Genomic DNA, 14761 nt, shown 5'->3' with positions numbered 1-14761 from the left:
CCCTGCCGCCTAGGCTGGAGGCATGACGACGCGTGTGGCCATCGTGGGCGGGACCGGCAAGCTCGGGGGAGTGATCCGTGAGGTCGTCGAGGCCGAAGAGGGCTTCGAGGTGTCGGCTGTGCTCACCTCGAAGTCCGCGATGAGCGAACTCGACGGTGCCGATCTGGTCGTCGACGCGTCGACACCCGCCGTGTCCATCGACATCGTGCGCGCCGCCATCGACCGTGGCATCAACGTGCTCGTCGGAACCTCCGGCTGGTCGAACGAGCGCATCGCCCTCGTTCGCCCGCTCGTGGATGCCAGCGGCACCGGCGCCGTGTTCATCCCCAACTTCTCACTCGGATCCGTCATCGGCAGTGCACTCGCGGCCGCGGCGGCACCCTTCTTCCGCTCGATCGAGATCATCGAGGCCCACCGCGAGACGAAGGTCGATTCACCGAGCGGCACGGCCGTGCGCACGGCCGAGCTCATCGCCGCGGCGCGCGTCGAGGTCGGCCCCGTCGATTCTCCGCACGTGGATCAGCGCGCGCGCGGCCAGCGCGTGGCATCCGTCCCCATCCACTCGCTGCGCCGTCCTGGCGTCGTCGCCCGGCAGGAGACGGTTCTCTCGGGTGCGGGCGAGTCGTTGACGATCGTGCACGACACCGTGGATCCTGCCACGGCGTACGCCCCGGGCATCCGGATCGCCCTGGCCGCAGCCAGGGAAGCGACGGGTGTGGTCATCGGCCTCGATAGTTTCATCGATATCGGTGTCCGTACGCGACCCGTCCGGGCGGAAGCACCGATCGCCGACGGTGATGTGTCGGGCCAGGTGGCCGGCGCAACCAGCGCATGAGGGTCCGCCTCGCCGTCGCCCTGATGACGGTGTTGCTGCTTCTCTACGTCTTCCTCGCCGGGCAGAGGGCGGTCGTCTTGCTGGCCAGCGGTGAGACGGTCGGCGTCGTCATGGGCATCGCGCTCCTCGTGCTGCCGCTCTTGGCCCTGTGGGCGATCGGTCGTGAACTCTGGTTCGGCGTGCGCGCCCAGCGTCTGGGGGAGCGGCTCGACGCCGAAGGCGGGCTCCCCGACGAAGATCTGCCCGTGCGACCCAGTGGCCGCATCGAGCGCGAGGACGGAGACGCCCTGTTTCCCCCGTACCGCGCCGACGTCGAAGCACATCCCGATGACTGGCGTGCGCGCTACCGTCTCGCCCTCGCGTATGACGCCGCCGGCGACAGGCGTCGCGCTCGCGAGGCCGTGCGGACGGCCATCCGGCTCGAGGGCGTGGAGCGACGCGCCGGCTGACCCCGCGCCGGCTGCGTCCGCGCGGCTGACCCGCGTGCCTGAGTCCATGCGGCTGAGCCCACGCACCTGACCCGCGTGCCTGGGTCCGCGAGCCGGCTGCGTCCGCCGGCCGACCGTCAGTCGTTGTCGTGCGCCGGAACGGCGGAGGCGACAGCCTCCTCGACCGTGCGGTGCGTGAACGCGAAGCCGCTTTCCTCGAGCGCGCGCGGCCGCACATCGGCATCTGCGACGAGGAGCGCGTCGGTTGCGTCAGACCCCAGCGCGAGCTTCATGCCCCACACGGGGGCCCTCAGCGCGTACGGCCTGTTCATCCGTCGCGCGAGTGCGAAACCGAGGTCGTTGGCGGTGGCTCGTGTCGGCCCCGTGAGGTTGACCGGGCCCTCGAGATCGGAATCGATGACGTGACGGATCGCGCGGACCTCGTCCTCCAGGGTGATCCACGGCCAGACCTGCGTGCCGCGACCGATCGGGCCGGACACCCCCAGCTTGGTGAGCAGGAGAAGGGGCTTCAACACGCCCTTCTCGTGAACGATCGGCGCGGTGCGCAGCAGCGCCACGCGAGCGCGATCACCGGCACTGCGGGCGGCGTTCTCCCACTCGACGCACACATCGACGAGGAAGCCGCGTCCCCGAGCGGAATCCTCGGTGAGAAGAGCGCCGGGCTGCGAACCGTAGTAGCCGGTGGCGCTCGCGTTGACGAGCGCGGGGGCCTCGTCGCCGAGCGTCCGGATGGCGGTGGCAAGCGTGCGTGTGGGCGTCAATCGTGACCACAGCAGGGTGCTCTTGTACGACGGCGTCCAGGGGAACCGCCCGATCGAGGCGCCGTTGAGGCACACGACCGCATCGGCACCGGCGAGGACGTCGGGGTCGAGAGGGGTGGCATCCTGAAGCCATCGCACCTCGTGTGCCCCGGCCGGGTCGTGCCGGACGAGCGAGGTCACCTCGACGCCGTCGGCCCGGAGGGACTCCGCGAGAGCGGAGCCGATGAGGCCCGACGTGCCGGCGAGGACGACGCGTCGGGCCGGAGTCTCAGGCAAGCGTCGCCTCGAGGGTGATGTCGATGCCCGCGAGCGCCTGCGACACCGGGCAGTTGGCCTTGGCGTCGTTGGCGATTTTCTCGAACGTCGCGGCATCGAGGCCGGGGACCACGGCGTTGACGTTCAGGTGGCTGCCGGTGATGCCGGTGCCGGGCTTGAAGGTGACCGAGGCGGTGGCGTCCACCGACTCCGGCGGGGTGCCGTTCTCGGCGAGGGCGTTCGACAGCGCCATGCTGAAGCACGCGGAGTGGGCGCCGGCGAGGAGCTCTTCGGGCGTGGTGACCGAGTTGGACCCTTCGCTGCGGGCCTTCCAGTTGACGTCGAACGTGCCGATACCGGACGAGGTGAAGGTGACCTCACCCGATCCCTCGAACAGGCTGCCCTTCCAGGCGGTGGCGGCTTCGCTCGTGACGGCCATGGGAACCTCCGTGATGTCTGCGCGGTCCGGGTGACCGCGACATGATGACGACGGTCAGGACGACCGCGACGCGGCCAGCCTAACGAGGCACGTCGACACCGCTCGGGTCTTGACAGCCTCTCCAGATGGTTCGATCAGGCGGACGCCGGACCTCGACCGATGATGCCCGCCCGCTGCAGGACGAGGTAGAGCTGGCATCCGAGGCACAGCCCGAAGACGGCGTTGAGGAACGCCGCCACGAACGCCATCGCGGCCGCGATGGGAAGCGCCCACGGCACACCGACGAGGTGCAGCACGAGCCCGACGCCGGTGACGAACAGGCCCACGCCCTGGGCGAAACGCGGCGGTCGCGGGTCTTCGAACTCGGTGGGCGGGGCGAGACGCGGTTGGACCACTCGGCGATACAGGGCGCTCCACGGGGCGGTGCGCGGAGAAGTGACGCCCCACACGAAGAGCAGGGCGATCACGAGCAGCAGCAGGAAGCCCGGATCGGACGCGCGCACCGCCAGGGACGTCTGCGGAAGGATCCAGCCCCCGCCGGGGGCGAACGTCTCTCCGGAGAGGGGCTGGTAGGCGAACCACCCGACGCTCCCCGCCCGCCAGGTCGACACCCCGACGAGGCTCAGAAACGTCGCGACCAGGAGGAGCACGGCGGTGATGGATGCCGCGAAGCGCGGGCCGCGGGCATCGATGCGGGTGGCCTCAGCCATGGGCGTGCTCCTTCGTGAGGCGGTCGAGTTCGCGCTCGACGTCGGCGCGGGTCGGAGGTCCGCCGAAGCGTCCGCGGGTGGTTCCCGTGGGGTCGACGAGCAATGTCGTGGGGGTCTGGAGGACGCGGAACGTCTTGGCGAGATCCGGGCGGTGCGTGAGATCGACGTCGAGGTGACTCACGCCCGGTCGTTCGTCGGCGACGGCAGCGAGCATGCGGTGCACGCCGGGGCACCGCGAGCACATCTCGGTGCTGAACTGGACCAGGGTGGCCGTCGCGCCGAGAGGGCCCGCGCCGAGCACGCGCGGGTCGACCCGCTCGTCCGAGTCCACCGCGCGCACGCGCCCCTGCCCGCGCTTCCAGAGCACGCCCGCCACCACGGTCACCGCGAGCAACGCGGTGACGATCACGAGCGCGAGAGCAAGGTCCACGGGGCACTACGGTAGCCGCCCCGTCCGACACCGGGGCGGATGAGTCGTCCCGTGACGACACCCCGCTCCTCCCCAGACCCGACGGGCGGGAAATCCTGCACGGCACGGTGCGCGGACGGGCCAGGGTCGGCACACCGCGGGTATCGTGAGGGCCGTGACCGCCGACATACCCACTCCGTACGAGGACCTGCTGCGCGACGTGCTCGAGACGGGCACGCACAAGTCCGACCGCACCGGTACGGGCACCACGAGTGTCTTCGGCCGGCAGATCCGCTTCGACCTCGCGGAGGGCTTCCCCCTCATCACCACCAAACGCGTGCACCTGAAGTCGATCGTGTACGAACTGCTGTGGTTCCTGCGGGGCGAGTCGAACGTCGGTTGGTTGAAAGACAACGGCGTCACGATCTGGGACGAGTGGGCCGACGCCGACGGTGAGCTCGGTCCCGTCTACGGGGTGCAGTGGCGGTCATGGCCCACTTCCGATGGCGGCACGATCGATCAGATCGCCCAGGTCATCGAGCAGATCCGCCGTGACCCCGACTCGCGCCGTCTCATCGTCTCGGCGTGGAACCCCGCCGACATCCCCGACATGGCGCTCGCCCCGTGCCACGCGCTGTTCCAGTTCTACGTCGCCGACGGCAAGCTCTCGTGCCAGCTCTACCAGCGCAGCGCCGACATGTTCCTCGGCGTCCCGTTCAACATCGCCTCCTACGCGCTGCTGACCCTCATGGTCGCCCAGCAGACGGGCCTCGAGCCGGGCGAGTTCGTCTGGACGGGCGGCGACTGCCACATCTACGACAATCACCGCGAGCAGGTCGCTGAGCAGCTGACGCGCGAGCCGTACCCCTCCCCGACGTTGCGCTTCGCCCGCACCCCCGCGTCGATCCTCGATTACACGTTCGACGACATCATCGTCGAGGACTATCGGCACCACCCCGCCATCCGCGGAGCCGTCGCGGTATGACCGCGATCGGGCTCGTCTGGGCCGAGGCGCATGGCGGCGTCATCGGCGCCGACGGAGGGATGCCGTGGCACGTGCCGGAAGACATGGAGCACTTCCGCACCGTGACCGGGTCGTCCGACGTCGTGATGGGCCGACGTACGTGGGAGTCGCTTCCCGCGCGATTCCGACCGTTGCCCGGCCGTCGCAACATCGTGGTGACCCGCTCCGAGGAATGGACGGCGGAGGGGGCCGAGCGCGCCTCCTCGCTCGACGATGCCCTGGCGCGCGCTCGTGGCGACGAGGTCTGGGTGATCGGCGGCGGCCGTCTGTACGCCGACGCCATCCACCGCGCCGACGTCCTCGAGGTGACTCGTCTGGACGTGGCCGTCGACGGAGACACCTTCGCCCCATCCGTGGAGGGGTGGCGGCGGGATGCCGTCGATCCCGCCGAGGGCTGGCACGTCTCACGCTCGGGCATCGGGTATCGCTTCGAGACGTACCGACGAGAGTCCTGACGTGGCCGTCGCCCTCATCACGGGAGCCAGTTCGGGCCTCGGGGCCGAGTTCGCGCGACAGCTCGCCGCGCGCGGTGCCGACCTCGTGGTCGTCGCTCGAGACCGGGCGGCCCTCGAGGCGCTCGCCATCGAGGTGCGTGCCCGACACGGTGTGCAGGTCGACGTGCTCCCTGCCGACCTCCTCGACGAGGCGGCGCTCGCGGTGGTCGAAGCCCGCCTCGCCGACGGCGTCGATGTGCTCGTGAACAACGCGGGGTTCGGCCTCGACCTCGCTTTCGAGAAGAACGCGGTCGACGACGAGGTGCGCCATCTGCGCCTGCACGTCGAGGCGGCGCTGCGCCTGACGCGGGCGGTGCTTCCCCCCATGCTGGAGCGGGGGAGCGGCCGCGTCGTCAACGTCGCCTCCGTCGCCGGGTTCGTTCCTCGCGGGACGTACGGAGCCGCCAAAGGCTGGCTCATCTCCTTCAGCCGCTGGGCGAACGTCGTCTACCGGCCGCACGGCGTGAGCGTCACGGCCGTCTGCCCGGGGTTCGTCCACACGAACTTCCACGAGCGCCTCGGTCTCCCGCCCGGACAGGAGGGCGTCGCGCCGGGGCTTTGGCTCGACGCGGAGACCGTCGTCCGCGAGGGCCTCCGCGATGCCGCTCGCGGTCGCGCGGTATCGGTGCCGTCGTGGCGGTACAAGATCCTCGTCGGCGTCTCGCGACTGCTCCCCGACGGCGTCGTCGTCCGCGCGGCCGCGCGCGGACGCTGAGCGTCGCCCTACCGGAACCGCCCCAGCCGGATGCCGGCGAACGCCAGGGCCGCGATGGTCTCTCCGTCGGTGATCTCGCCGTCGGCCACGAGCCGGACCGCATCGGCGAACGGCACCCACCGTACGGCGTCGATGCCCTCCTCGTGCTGAGAGGCCGTGGCATCCGTCGTCGACAGCCCTCGAGCGAGATACACGTGCTCGGGAGCGTCGGCGATGCCGTTGAGGGCGTTCATCCGCCCCAGGTACTGCCACTCGGACGCGGTGACCCCCGTCTCCTCGACCAGTTCGCGTTGCGCGGCCGCGAGCGGGTCCTCGCCGTCCGAGCCTCCGGCCGGCACCTCGAGCGAGCGTCCGGTCGTGTACCGCTCCAGCTCGACGAAGCACACACGCTCGCGCTCGTCCAACGCGATCACGAACACCGCGGGGTGCTGCATCCGCACGACCCCGTAGATCCCGTCGCCGTGGGGGCCGGTGACCTCGTCCTCGCGGACATGGATCCAGCGATTCTCGTAGACGGTGCGCGACGCGCGAGTGGTCCAGCTCATCCCGCCACCCTAGGCCGAGGCGCGGTCACGCATTGTTCACCCGCGGCCTTCGCGTGTGGTGGCCGTCCCGCCGGGAGAGCGGCCCGTCGAACCGATACCCTGTGACTATGACGCACTCCGGCAATCCCTTCGGTCAGGTGCTCGTCGCGCTCATCACCCCGATGACCGCCGACGGCGAAGTCGATTGGCCCGCCGTCGAGAAGCACATCGACGACGTCATCACCGCGGGCGCCGACGGCATCGTCGTCACCGGCACCACGGGGGAGACCTCGACCCTCACCGACCCCGAGAAGCTGCGCCTCGTCGAGGTCGGCAAGAGCGTCTCAGCGGGTCGCGCCAAGATCATCACGGGCGGTGGTTCCAACGAGACCGCGCACGCCATCGAGCTCTACAAGGCGAGTGAGAAGGCGGGCGCCGACGGCATCATGATCGTCACGCCGTACTACAACAAGCCCACGCAGGCCGGCATCCTGACGCACTTCCGTCTCGTCGCCGACGCGACCGACCTGCCGGTGATCCTCTACGACATCCCCGGTCGCACAGGTGTGCCCATCAAGTACGAGACGATCCTGCGCCTCGCCAAGCATCCGAACATCCTCGCGATCAAAGACGCCAAGGGCGACTTCAGCGAGGTCAGCCGCGTGCTCAATCAGACCGACCTGATGTACTTCTCCGGTGACGACGCCAACGTGCTGCCGCACCTGTCGATCGGGGCCGCCGGTCTCATCGGCGTGACGGCGAACATCGCGGCCGCTCCGTACCGCACGATCGTGGATGCCGTGAACGCGGGCGACCTCGCCTCGGCCACCGCCGCGCACAAGAGCCTCGAACCGCTCGTTCGCGCGGTCATGACGCACGTGCCCGGCACCGTCGCGGCGAAGTACATCCTGCACGGTCTCGGCCGCATCGGCAGTCCGCGCGTGCGTCTGCCGCTGGTCGGCCCGGAAGAGTGGGAGGCCGCCGTGATCGAAGACGAGCTCGCCCTCGTCACGGGCGTCGCCGGCGCCGACTTCTCCAACTTCCGCCCCGACCGCAACGCGGCCGCCGGCGGTGCCCTGCCGAAGGTGCACGGCACCACGAGATAGACATCGGCGTCCGCCGGTCCGCGGCTCGGGACGTGACAAGAAGGATGCCGCCAGACGGCATCCGAAACGAAGAAGGATGCCACGCGGTGGCGTCCGAGGAGGCACATATGCCCACGACTGTTTTCGATCCGCCCGAGCTCGCGCCCGGCACTCTCCGCGTCATCCCCCTCGGCGGCCTCGGCGAGGTCGGCCGCAACATGACCGTCTTCGAGTACGAGGGCAAGCTCCTCGTCGTCGACTGCGGCGTGCTGTTCCCCGAGGAGCACCAGCCCGGTGTCGACCTGATCCTGCCCGACTTCGAGCCGATCAAGCACCGTCTCGACGACATCGTCGGCGTCGTGCTCACCCACGGTCACGAAGACCACATCGGCGCGGTGCCCTATCTGCTGAAGCTCAAGGGCGACATCCCCCTCATCGGCTCGGGCCTGACGCTGGCACTCATCGAGGCGAAGCTCAAAGAACACCGCATCCGTCCGTACACGCTGACGGTGAAAGAGGATCAGCGCGAGCAGGTCGGTCCCTTCGACCTCGAGTTCATCGCGGTGAACCACTCGATTCCGGATGCCTTGGCCGTCGCGATCCGTACGCCCGCGGGCATGGTGCTCGCCACCGGCGACTTCAAGATGGATCAGCTGCCCCTGGATGGTCGGATTACCGACCTCCGCGCCTTCGCCCGCCTGGGTGAGGAGGGGGTCGACCTCTTCCTGGTGGACTCCACGAACGCCGACGTCCCGGGCTTCACGCCCACCGAGCGAGGTATCGGTCCGGTTCTCGACCAGGTCATCGCCAAGGCGCCGCGTCGCGTCGTCGTCGCCAGCTTCTCGAGCCACGTGCACCGCGTGCAGCAGGTGCTCGACGCCGCGCACGCCAACGGGCGTCGCGTGGCCCTGCTCGGTCGCAGCATGGTGCGCAACATGGGTATCGCCGCCGACCTCGGCTACCTCAACGTTCCCGACGGCGTCTTGATCGACTACAAGAAGGCGCGCGACCTCCCCGACGACAAGATCGTCTACATGTCGACGGGGTCACAGGGCGAGCCGATGGCGGTGCTCAGCCGCATGGCGAACCTCGACCACGCGATCGAGCCGGGCGAGGGTGACACGATCATCCTGGCATCGAGCCAGATCCCCGGAAACGAGAACGCGATCTACCGCGTCATCGACGGGCTGACGAAGTTGGGCGCGACCGTCGTGCACAAAGGCAACGCGAAGGTGCACGTCTCCGGCCATGCGGCCGCGGGCGAGCTGCTCTACTGCTACAACATCCTGAAGCCGAAGAACGTCCTGCCCGTGCACGGCGAGTACCGCCATCTGATGGCGAACGCCAAGCTGGCCCAGGAGACCGGGATCCCCGAGCAGAACACGATCCTGGGGGAGAACGGCACGGTCGTCGACTTGCGGGACGGCGTGGCCCGGGTCGTCGGTCAGAAGGACATCGGCTTCGTCTACGTCGACGGCTCGTCGGTGGGCGCCATCACGGACGCCGACCTCAAGGACCGCCGCATCCTCGGCGAAGAGGGCTTCATCTCGGTCATCGTCGTCGTCGACTCGGCGACGGGAAAGATCGTCTCCGGCCCCGATATCCATGCTCGCGGTGTTGCCGAGAACGACTCGGTGTTCGAGAGCGTGAAGCCCAAGATCGCGGCCGCGCTCGCCGAAGCCGCGCAGTCCGGTGTGCGCGACAACCATGCCCTTTCCCAGGTGGTGCGTCGAACCATCGGGCGGTGGGTGAACCAGTCGCTGCGTCGTCGTCCGATGATCGTGCCGCTGATCATCGAGGCGTGATCCGCATCTGAAGAGCCGCGGGTCCGCCCGCGGCGCTTCGTCGTTCCCCCGCGGGGGACGTGTCGTCGCTATCATGCGGGCATGCCCGCTCTCCCGATCCGCGCGGCACTCCCGTCAGACGGCGCGTTCCTCGCCGATATGACGGTCGAGGCCGCCACCTGGCGTGCCGGCGCGGCCCGTCCGCGCCACGAGATCCTCAGCAGTCCGGAACATCGGCGGTACATCGCGGGGTGGTTGCGCCCCGGCGATGCGGGATTCGTGGCCGAGGCGCCGAGCGGCGAACCCGTGGGAGCCGCGTGGTATCGCATGCTGCCGCGCGACGAGCCGGGGTTCGGGTGGGTGGGTACCGGCGTTCCCGAACTCATCATCGGGGTGCGACCGGTGTGGCGCGCACACGGTGTCGGACGGGCGCTGCTGCAACGTCTGGCGGAGCACGCCGCCGCCCAGGGGTTCGCCCGCATCAGCCTGAGCGTCGAACGCGACAACTACGCCGTCTCGCTCTACCGTTCGGAGGGTTTCGCGGTGGTGCGGCGGGGGATCGGACGCGATGTGATGGTGAAGCGACTGCGCTGAAGCCCCGCGTGGGTACGGCCGAATGTCGGTGGTGCCGCCTACCGTGGAGGAATGGCTCGTACCTCGTCCCCCTCCGGCGGTCGCGCCCCCGCGAAGGGGGCGTCGCGATCGAAAGCTGCGGCTCCGGCGCCCAAGCGCTACGTCGACGAGCCCGACAAGCCGTCGATCGCTGCGCGCGCGTGGATGGCTGTCGCCCACGGCGTGGGCGGCATGTTCCGCGCGTTCGGTCTCGAGAACCTCGAACGTGACCAGCGGCGCGACGGCTTCCCGTTCTTCCTCGTCGTCCTCGCCGTCATCGGTGCCGTCGTCGAGTGGTTTTTCGTCGGCAACGACGTCGCGGCCCTGATCAGCGCGTACAGCTTCGGCGCACTCGTGGGCCGGGTGGCGTTCGTCTTGCCCGTGCTCCTCCTCCTGTTGGCGGGATGGCTCTTCCGCCACCCGGCGTCCGTCCATGACAACGGTCGGGTCGGGATCGGGTGGGCGCTCTTCATCATCACGGTCGCGGGCTTCTGCCACGTGGCCGGGGGCGGACCCGCACCGAGCGAGGGACTCCCTGTGCTCAGCCTCGCCGGAGGTCTCGCCGGCTGGATTCTGGGCGAGCCCCTCTCCCTGCTGACGGATGTGGGCGCCTACATCGCCCTGTCGTTGCTGGCGGTGCTCAGCATCCTCATCCTCACCAAGACACCCCCCAATCGCATCGGGCGCCGACTGGGCGACCTGTACGCCTGGATGTTCGGTGTGGAGCGGACGGAGCAGTCCGACGCGACGACCAAGGTGCTGCCCGCCGCCGACGATGACGACGAGGAGCCGGCGGAGAAGTCGCTGCCGTGGTGGCGGCGGAACAAGTCCGGTCGCGAGGAAGACGTCGACGGTGCGCTCGGGTCCGACGATCTGACCGCGCTTCTCACTCCGGGCACGGCCCAAGGGGGCTTCGAGTCCGCTGTCGTGGCGCCGGAGCCGGTGGCCGCTCCCGTGCGCCCTCCGGTGCCCGCCGCGCCCGCGCCCGATGCCCTCACCGAGGTGTTCGATGCCGGCACTCTCGCCGGAGCGGCGAACGGTCGGGGCTTGCTCGACGACTCTCCCGTCGACGATGCGACCACCGACGACCTGCCGGGGATCTCGGGTCTCGGGGGCGACCACGCCGGCGCCCCGCCTGCCGCCACCTACCGGCTTCCCGCGGTCACCGCTCTGGCCACCGGCACGCCGCCCAAGGCTCGGTCCGCGGCGAACGACGCGGTGGTGAAGGCCATCGAGAGCGTCATGGAGCAGTTCAAGGTCGACGCTCGCGTCACCGGTTTCTCGCGCGGCCCCACGGTCACGCAGTACGAGATCGAGGTCGGCCCAGGCGTCAAGGTCGAGCGGATCACCGCGCTCACGAACAACATCGCGTACGCGGTGGCGTCGAACGAAGTGCGCATCCTCGCGCCCATCCCGGGCAAGAGTGCGATCGGTGTCGAGATCCCCAACGCCGACCGTGAGATCGTCACGCTCGGCGACATCCTTCGCTCCGACGCGGCGACCTCATCGACGCACCCCATGACCATCGGTGTGGGCAAAGACGTGGGCGGAGGTTTCGTCGTGGCGAACCTCGCCAAGATGCCCCACCTGCTCGTGGCCGGCTCGACCGGTTCGGGCAAGTCGAGCTTCGTCAACTCGATGATCACGAGCCTGCTCATGCGTGCGAAGCCCTCCGACGTACGCATGGTGCTCATCGACCCGAAGCGTGTGGAACTCACGTCGTACGCGGGGGTCCCCCACCTCATCACGCCCATCATCACGAACCCCAAGAAGGCGGCCGAGGCGCTGCAGTGGGTCGTGAAGGAGATGGACATGAGGTACGACGACCTCGCGTCCTTCGGATTCCGCCACATCGACGACTTCAACCGCGCGGTCGTGAACAACGAGATCACCCTGCCGGCGGGCAGCGAACGGGTCCTGAAGCCGTACCCGTACCTGCTCGTGGTCGTCGACGAGCTCGCCGACCTCATGATGGTCGCGCCGCGCGATGTCGAAGACTCGATCGTCCGTATCACCCAGCTCGCTCGCGCGAGCGGTATCCACCTCGTGCTGGCCACGCAGCGCCCCTCGGTCGACGTCGTGACCGGCCTCATCAAGGCCAACGTCCCGTCGCGACTCGCCTTCGCGGTGACGAGCGTCACCGACTCCCGCGTCATTCTCGACCAGCCGGGCGCCGATCGTCTGATCGGGCAGGGTGACGGTCTGTTCCTGCCCATGGGGGCGTCCAAGGCGCTCCGCGTGCAGGGGGCCTGGGTGAGCGAGCAGGAGATCGAGAAGGTCGTCGCCCACGTCACGCAGCAGGCGCGACCCGAGTATCGCTCCGACGTGCAGGCCGCGGCCGAGAAGAAGGAGATCGACGCCGACATCGGTGACGACCTCGAGCTTCTGCTCGCTGCCGCCGAGCTCGTCGTCTCGACGCAGTTCGGCTCGACCTCGATGCTGCAACGCAAACTGCGTGTCGGCTTCGCCAAGGCCGGACGTCTGATGGACCTTCTCGAGTCCCGAGAGATCGTCGGTCCGTCCGAAGGGTCGAAGGCTCGCGACGTGTTGGTGACGAACGAGCAGTTGCCGGCTGTGATCGCCCGCCTCCGCGGTGACGACGCGCCCGCTGCGCCCACGGGAGACGACCGCTACGGCGCCGATCCGATCGAGGCGCAGTTCGAGGGCCTCCCGGTCGTGAACGACGACGAGGACGGCTCCGAAGACGCCTGGCAGCTGACGGGGCGCGACTGATGGCCGTTCACCCCCAGCTTCCCAACGCGATCACGATCGCGCGCATCCTGTGCGCTCCTGTCTTCCTCTGGATGCTGCTCGCCGACGGCGGTGCGGGCGGAGCGCTGCGATGGGCGGCGGGGATCGTCTTCATCGTCGCCATCGCGACCGATGGCATCGACGGGTTCATCGCGCGCAAGTACGACATCGTCAGCGACCTCGGCAAGCTCCTCGACCCGATCGCCGACAAGGCCCTCACGGGCGTCGCGTTCGTCGGGATGTCGATCCTCGGCGAGTTGGACTGGTGGGTGACGATCATCGTCCTGGTCCGTGAGATCGGCATCACCATCTATCGGTTCATCGTGGTCAGCGACCACGTCCTCGCCGCCGCGTGGATGGGCAAACTCAAGACGGTCGCCCAAGCCGTCGCCCTGTCGATCGCTCTGCTGCCGTTCGCGAGTCTTTCGGATGCCGCTGCCTGGCAGTCCACGGTCTGGTGGGTCGGAGTGGTGACGATGACCATCGCGGTCGTCCTCACCATCGCCTCGGGGCTCGACTATGTCGTGACGGAGGTGCGGGCAGCACGCACGGCACGGAGGGCACGGTGACGCACGGGATTCCCGAGGATTTCGACGAGACGCTGGTTCGTGACCCCCGCGAGAGCGCCGCTCTGCTGCTCGATCGCCTCGCCGAGCTCGGCTGGACCGTCGCGGTCGCCGAGTCGCTGACCGGAGGTCTCGTCGTCTCGTCGTTGGTCGACGTCCCCGGGGCCTCGCGCGTCGTGCGCGGGGGAGTCGTGGCCTACGCCACCGACGTGAAGCAGAGCGTCCTCGGCGTCGACGCGGCGCTGCTCGAGGCGCATGGCGCGGTCCATCCGCGCGTCGCTCGTCAGATGGCGCGCGGCGTGCGCGACGTGCTCGGGCGCGACGGCGTTCCGGCAGACGTCGGGGTGGCGACGACGGGAGTGGCCGGCCCCGAGACACAGGACGGGCACCTCGTGGGGACGGTTCACATCGGCGTTTCGACGCCACTGGGGACGAGCGTGGACTCCCTGGTCATCACCGGCGACCGTGATCGGATCCGGCGGGAAGCCGCTCGGATCGCGGTTCGACGCACGCTTGCCGCCCTGTGACAGCGGCCCGAACGGGAACGGCATCCGGATGCGGGAACAAATGATGACACATAGGGGTTTCGGATAGAGATTCCCATCCACTGCCCAGCGCGCGGCATTAGGGTGACCACATGGTGTTGTACCGTTGTCCACTCGGACAGCGACGGAATCAGCAGTGAGGAGGGGCCCGAAATGATCCTGGTTCGTCAAGAGATCGGCGAAGTCCTGCGTGACCTCCGCCAGCAGAAGGGGCGTACCCTCCGTCAGGTCGCCAGCCGCGCGAGCGTGGCCCTCGGCTACCTCAGTGAGGTGGAGCGCGGTCAAAAGGAGGCATCGAGCGAGATCCTCGCATCGGTCGCAGAGGCACTCGATGTGCCCATCTCCTCGATCATGCGCGAGGTCGGTGACCGTTTGTCGGTGCTCGAGGGCCTGCAGACCTTCCCTGACGTCGTTCCCGACGACCTGGTCGCCGAGGTCGAGCCCGAGCTGTCGCTGCGCTGATCCCTCGCGTCGTGCTGCATGCGTCGTAGTGAGTTCGAGCGCGCCGTCGCCGACGAGTTCGGCGCGCGCGGCGGCTCTCTGATGTCCGATCTCGTCCTCTCATCGGTGGGAGGGCGGACTCCGGCCGAGGCGTTGTCTGCCGGCGTCGATCCTCGCGAGATCTGGCTCGCTCTGTGCGAAGAGACCGATGTGCCGCGCGAACGGCGGTACGGCGTGGGCCGGTTGGACCCGCGTCGGCGCTGACCTCACCCGACCTGTCGCTCGGCGACGCGGTTTCGGTTCTCGCGGGCGGTTCTTCGGCGTGTCATCGAATCTTCGTTCGAGAAAAGCGTAGGCTCCTG

The 14761-nt window shown here is 69.1% G+C and carries 18 protein-coding genes; 13 read left to right on the top strand and 5 right to left on the bottom strand.

Going from position 1 to position 14761, the window contains the following annotated elements:
- The first annotated feature begins 22 nt into the window (after positions 1 to 22).
- Entirely contained in the window at positions 23 to 835 is an 813-nt protein-coding gene (gene dapB / locus PIR02_19810) for a 4-hydroxy-tetrahydrodipicolinate reductase (protein ID WZH36968.1), read from the top strand.
- Positions 832 to 1284 carry a hypothetical protein gene (locus PIR02_19805; protein WZH36967.1) on the top strand — a complete coding sequence of 151 codons (453 nt, stop codon included), beginning with the start codon at positions 832 to 834 and terminating at the stop codon, positions 1282 to 1284. The genes dapB and PIR02_19805 overlap by 4 nt, the downstream gene beginning before the upstream one ends.
- A 116-nt stretch (positions 1285 to 1400) precedes the next feature.
- Here the strand turns inward: PIR02_19805 and PIR02_19800 are convergent, their stop codons facing one another.
- The 4 genes from PIR02_19800 to PIR02_19785 form a co-directional block, all read right to left on the bottom strand.
- On the bottom strand, positions 1401 to 2321 hold the full coding sequence (locus tag PIR02_19800; GenBank protein ID WZH36966.1) for a TIGR01777 family oxidoreductase: 921 nt from the start codon (positions 2319 to 2321) through the stop codon (positions 1401 to 1403).
- The gene (locus tag PIR02_19795; protein ID WZH36965.1) at positions 2314 to 2739 is read right to left on the bottom strand and encodes an OsmC family peroxiredoxin; all 426 of its coding nucleotides are present in this window, start codon (positions 2737 to 2739) and stop codon (positions 2314 to 2316) included. The genes PIR02_19800 and PIR02_19795 overlap by 8 nt, the downstream gene beginning before the upstream one ends.
- A gap of 134 nt (positions 2740 to 2873) precedes the next feature.
- Positions 2874 to 3449 carry a DUF4395 domain-containing protein gene (locus PIR02_19790; GenBank protein ID WZH36964.1) on the bottom strand — a complete coding sequence of 192 codons (576 nt, stop codon included), beginning with the start codon at positions 3447 to 3449 and terminating at the stop codon, positions 2874 to 2876.
- Positions 3442 to 3879 carry a thioredoxin family protein gene (locus tag PIR02_19785; protein WZH36963.1) on the bottom strand — a complete coding sequence of 146 codons (438 nt, stop codon included), beginning with the start codon at positions 3877 to 3879 and terminating at the stop codon, positions 3442 to 3444. Before PIR02_19785 ends, PIR02_19790 begins: the two co-directional genes overlap by 8 nt.
- Before the next feature lie 154 nt (positions 3880 to 4033).
- On the opposite strand from PIR02_19785, the gene PIR02_19780 reads away from it, so the two are divergent.
- From PIR02_19780 to PIR02_19770, 3 genes are read left to right on the top strand one after another with little or no spacing between them, the layout of a single operon-like run.
- On the top strand, positions 4034 to 4843 hold the full coding sequence (locus PIR02_19780; protein WZH36962.1) for a thymidylate synthase: 810 nt from the start codon (positions 4034 to 4036) through the stop codon (positions 4841 to 4843).
- A complete protein-coding gene (locus tag PIR02_19775; GenBank protein WZH36961.1) occupies positions 4840 to 5337 on the top strand; it encodes a dihydrofolate reductase in 498 nt (165 codons plus the stop codon). The genes PIR02_19780 and PIR02_19775 overlap by 4 nt, the downstream gene beginning before the upstream one ends.
- 1 nt (position 5338) lies before the next feature.
- A complete protein-coding gene (locus PIR02_19770; protein ID WZH36960.1) occupies positions 5339 to 6091 on the top strand; it encodes an SDR family NAD(P)-dependent oxidoreductase in 753 nt (250 codons plus the stop codon).
- Positions 6092 to 6099: 8 nt separating this feature from the next.
- Here the strand turns inward: PIR02_19770 and PIR02_19765 are convergent, their stop codons facing one another.
- A complete protein-coding gene (locus tag PIR02_19765; GenBank protein ID WZH36959.1) occupies positions 6100 to 6636 on the bottom strand; it encodes an NUDIX hydrolase in 537 nt (178 codons plus the stop codon).
- A 107-nt stretch (positions 6637 to 6743) separates the two neighbouring features.
- Between PIR02_19765 and dapA the strand changes: the two genes are divergently transcribed.
- The 8 genes from dapA to PIR02_19725 all read left to right on the top strand — a co-directional run bounded on the left by dapA (position 6744) and on the right by PIR02_19725 (position 14663).
- The gene (gene dapA, locus PIR02_19760; GenBank protein WZH36958.1) at positions 6744 to 7721 is read left to right on the top strand and encodes a 4-hydroxy-tetrahydrodipicolinate synthase; all 978 of its coding nucleotides are present in this window, start codon (positions 6744 to 6746) and stop codon (positions 7719 to 7721) included.
- 107 nt (positions 7722 to 7828) lie between these two features.
- Positions 7829 to 9505, top strand: a complete 1677-nt coding sequence (locus PIR02_19755; GenBank protein ID WZH36957.1) for a ribonuclease J — start codon at positions 7829 to 7831, stop codon at positions 9503 to 9505.
- Positions 9506 to 9586: 81 nt separating this feature from the next.
- On the top strand, positions 9587 to 10078 hold the full coding sequence (locus PIR02_19750) for a GNAT family N-acetyltransferase (GenBank protein WZH36956.1): 492 nt from the start codon (positions 9587 to 9589) through the stop codon (positions 10076 to 10078).
- Positions 10079 to 10129: 51 nt separating this feature from the next.
- Positions 10130 to 12829 carry a DNA translocase FtsK gene (locus PIR02_19745; protein ID WZH36955.1) on the top strand — a complete coding sequence of 900 codons (2700 nt, stop codon included), beginning with the start codon at positions 10130 to 10132 and terminating at the stop codon, positions 12827 to 12829.
- Complete coding sequence (gene pgsA / locus PIR02_19740) at positions 12829 to 13416, top strand: CDP-diacylglycerol--glycerol-3-phosphate 3-phosphatidyltransferase (protein WZH36954.1); 588 nt, start codon at positions 12829 to 12831, stop codon at positions 13414 to 13416. Before PIR02_19745 ends, pgsA begins: the two co-directional genes overlap by 1 nt.
- Entirely contained in the window at positions 13413 to 13940 is a 528-nt protein-coding gene (locus PIR02_19735; protein ID WZH36953.1) for a CinA family protein, read from the top strand. The genes pgsA and PIR02_19735 overlap by 4 nt, the downstream gene beginning before the upstream one ends.
- 171 nt (positions 13941 to 14111) lie before the next feature.
- On the top strand, positions 14112 to 14420 hold the full coding sequence (locus PIR02_19730) for a helix-turn-helix transcriptional regulator (protein ID WZH36952.1): 309 nt from the start codon (positions 14112 to 14114) through the stop codon (positions 14418 to 14420).
- A gap of 18 nt (positions 14421 to 14438) precedes the next feature.
- Entirely contained in the window at positions 14439 to 14663 is a 225-nt protein-coding gene (locus PIR02_19725) for a DUF3046 domain-containing protein (protein ID WZH36951.1), read from the top strand.
- Positions 14664 to 14761: the final 98 nt, after the last annotated feature.

This window comes from Microbacterium enclense (assembly GCA_038182865.1).
Taxonomy (GTDB): Bacteria; Actinomycetota; Actinomycetes; order Actinomycetales; family Microbacteriaceae; genus Microbacterium; species Microbacterium enclense_B.
Note: the sequence above shows the minus strand (reverse complement) of the source record. Positions and strands in the feature narration are given on the sequence as shown.

What these genes read in the sequence shown, in the direction of transcription:
- PIR02_19730 (WZH36952.1), top strand. Translation starts at nt 14,112, where the DNA reads ATGATCCTGGTTCGTCAAGAGATCGGCGAAGTCCTGCGTGACCTCCGC.
- PIR02_19790 (WZH36964.1), bottom strand. Translation starts at nt 3,449, where the DNA reads ATGGCTGAGGCCACCCGCATCGATGCCCGCGGCCCGCGCTTCGCGGCA.
- dapA (WZH36958.1), top strand. Translation starts at nt 6,744, where the DNA reads ATGACGCACTCCGGCAATCCCTTCGGTCAGGTGCTCGTCGCGCTCATC.
- pgsA (WZH36954.1), top strand. Translation starts at nt 12,829, where the DNA reads ATGGCCGTTCACCCCCAGCTTCCCAACGCGATCACGATCGCGCGCATC.
- PIR02_19795 (WZH36965.1), bottom strand. Translation starts at nt 2,739, where the DNA reads ATGGCCGTCACGAGCGAAGCCGCCACCGCCTGGAAGGGCAGCCTGTTC.
- PIR02_19745 (WZH36955.1), top strand. Translation starts at nt 10,130, where the DNA reads ATGGCTCGTACCTCGTCCCCCTCCGGCGGTCGCGCCCCCGCGAAGGGG.
- PIR02_19755 (WZH36957.1), top strand. Translation starts at nt 7,829, where the DNA reads ATGCCCACGACTGTTTTCGATCCGCCCGAGCTCGCGCCCGGCACTCTC.
- PIR02_19805 (WZH36967.1), top strand. Translation starts at nt 832, where the DNA reads ATGAGGGTCCGCCTCGCCGTCGCCCTGATGACGGTGTTGCTGCTTCTC.
- PIR02_19775 (WZH36961.1), top strand. Translation starts at nt 4,840, where the DNA reads ATGACCGCGATCGGGCTCGTCTGGGCCGAGGCGCATGGCGGCGTCATC.
- PIR02_19750 (WZH36956.1), top strand. Translation starts at nt 9,587, where the DNA reads ATGCCCGCTCTCCCGATCCGCGCGGCACTCCCGTCAGACGGCGCGTTC.
- PIR02_19725 (WZH36951.1), top strand. Translation starts at nt 14,439, where the DNA reads ATGCGTCGTAGTGAGTTCGAGCGCGCCGTCGCCGACGAGTTCGGCGCG.
- dapB (WZH36968.1), top strand. Translation starts at nt 23, where the DNA reads ATGACGACGCGTGTGGCCATCGTGGGCGGGACCGGCAAGCTCGGGGGA.
- PIR02_19765 (WZH36959.1), bottom strand. Translation starts at nt 6,636, where the DNA reads ATGAGCTGGACCACTCGCGCGTCGCGCACCGTCTACGAGAATCGCTGG.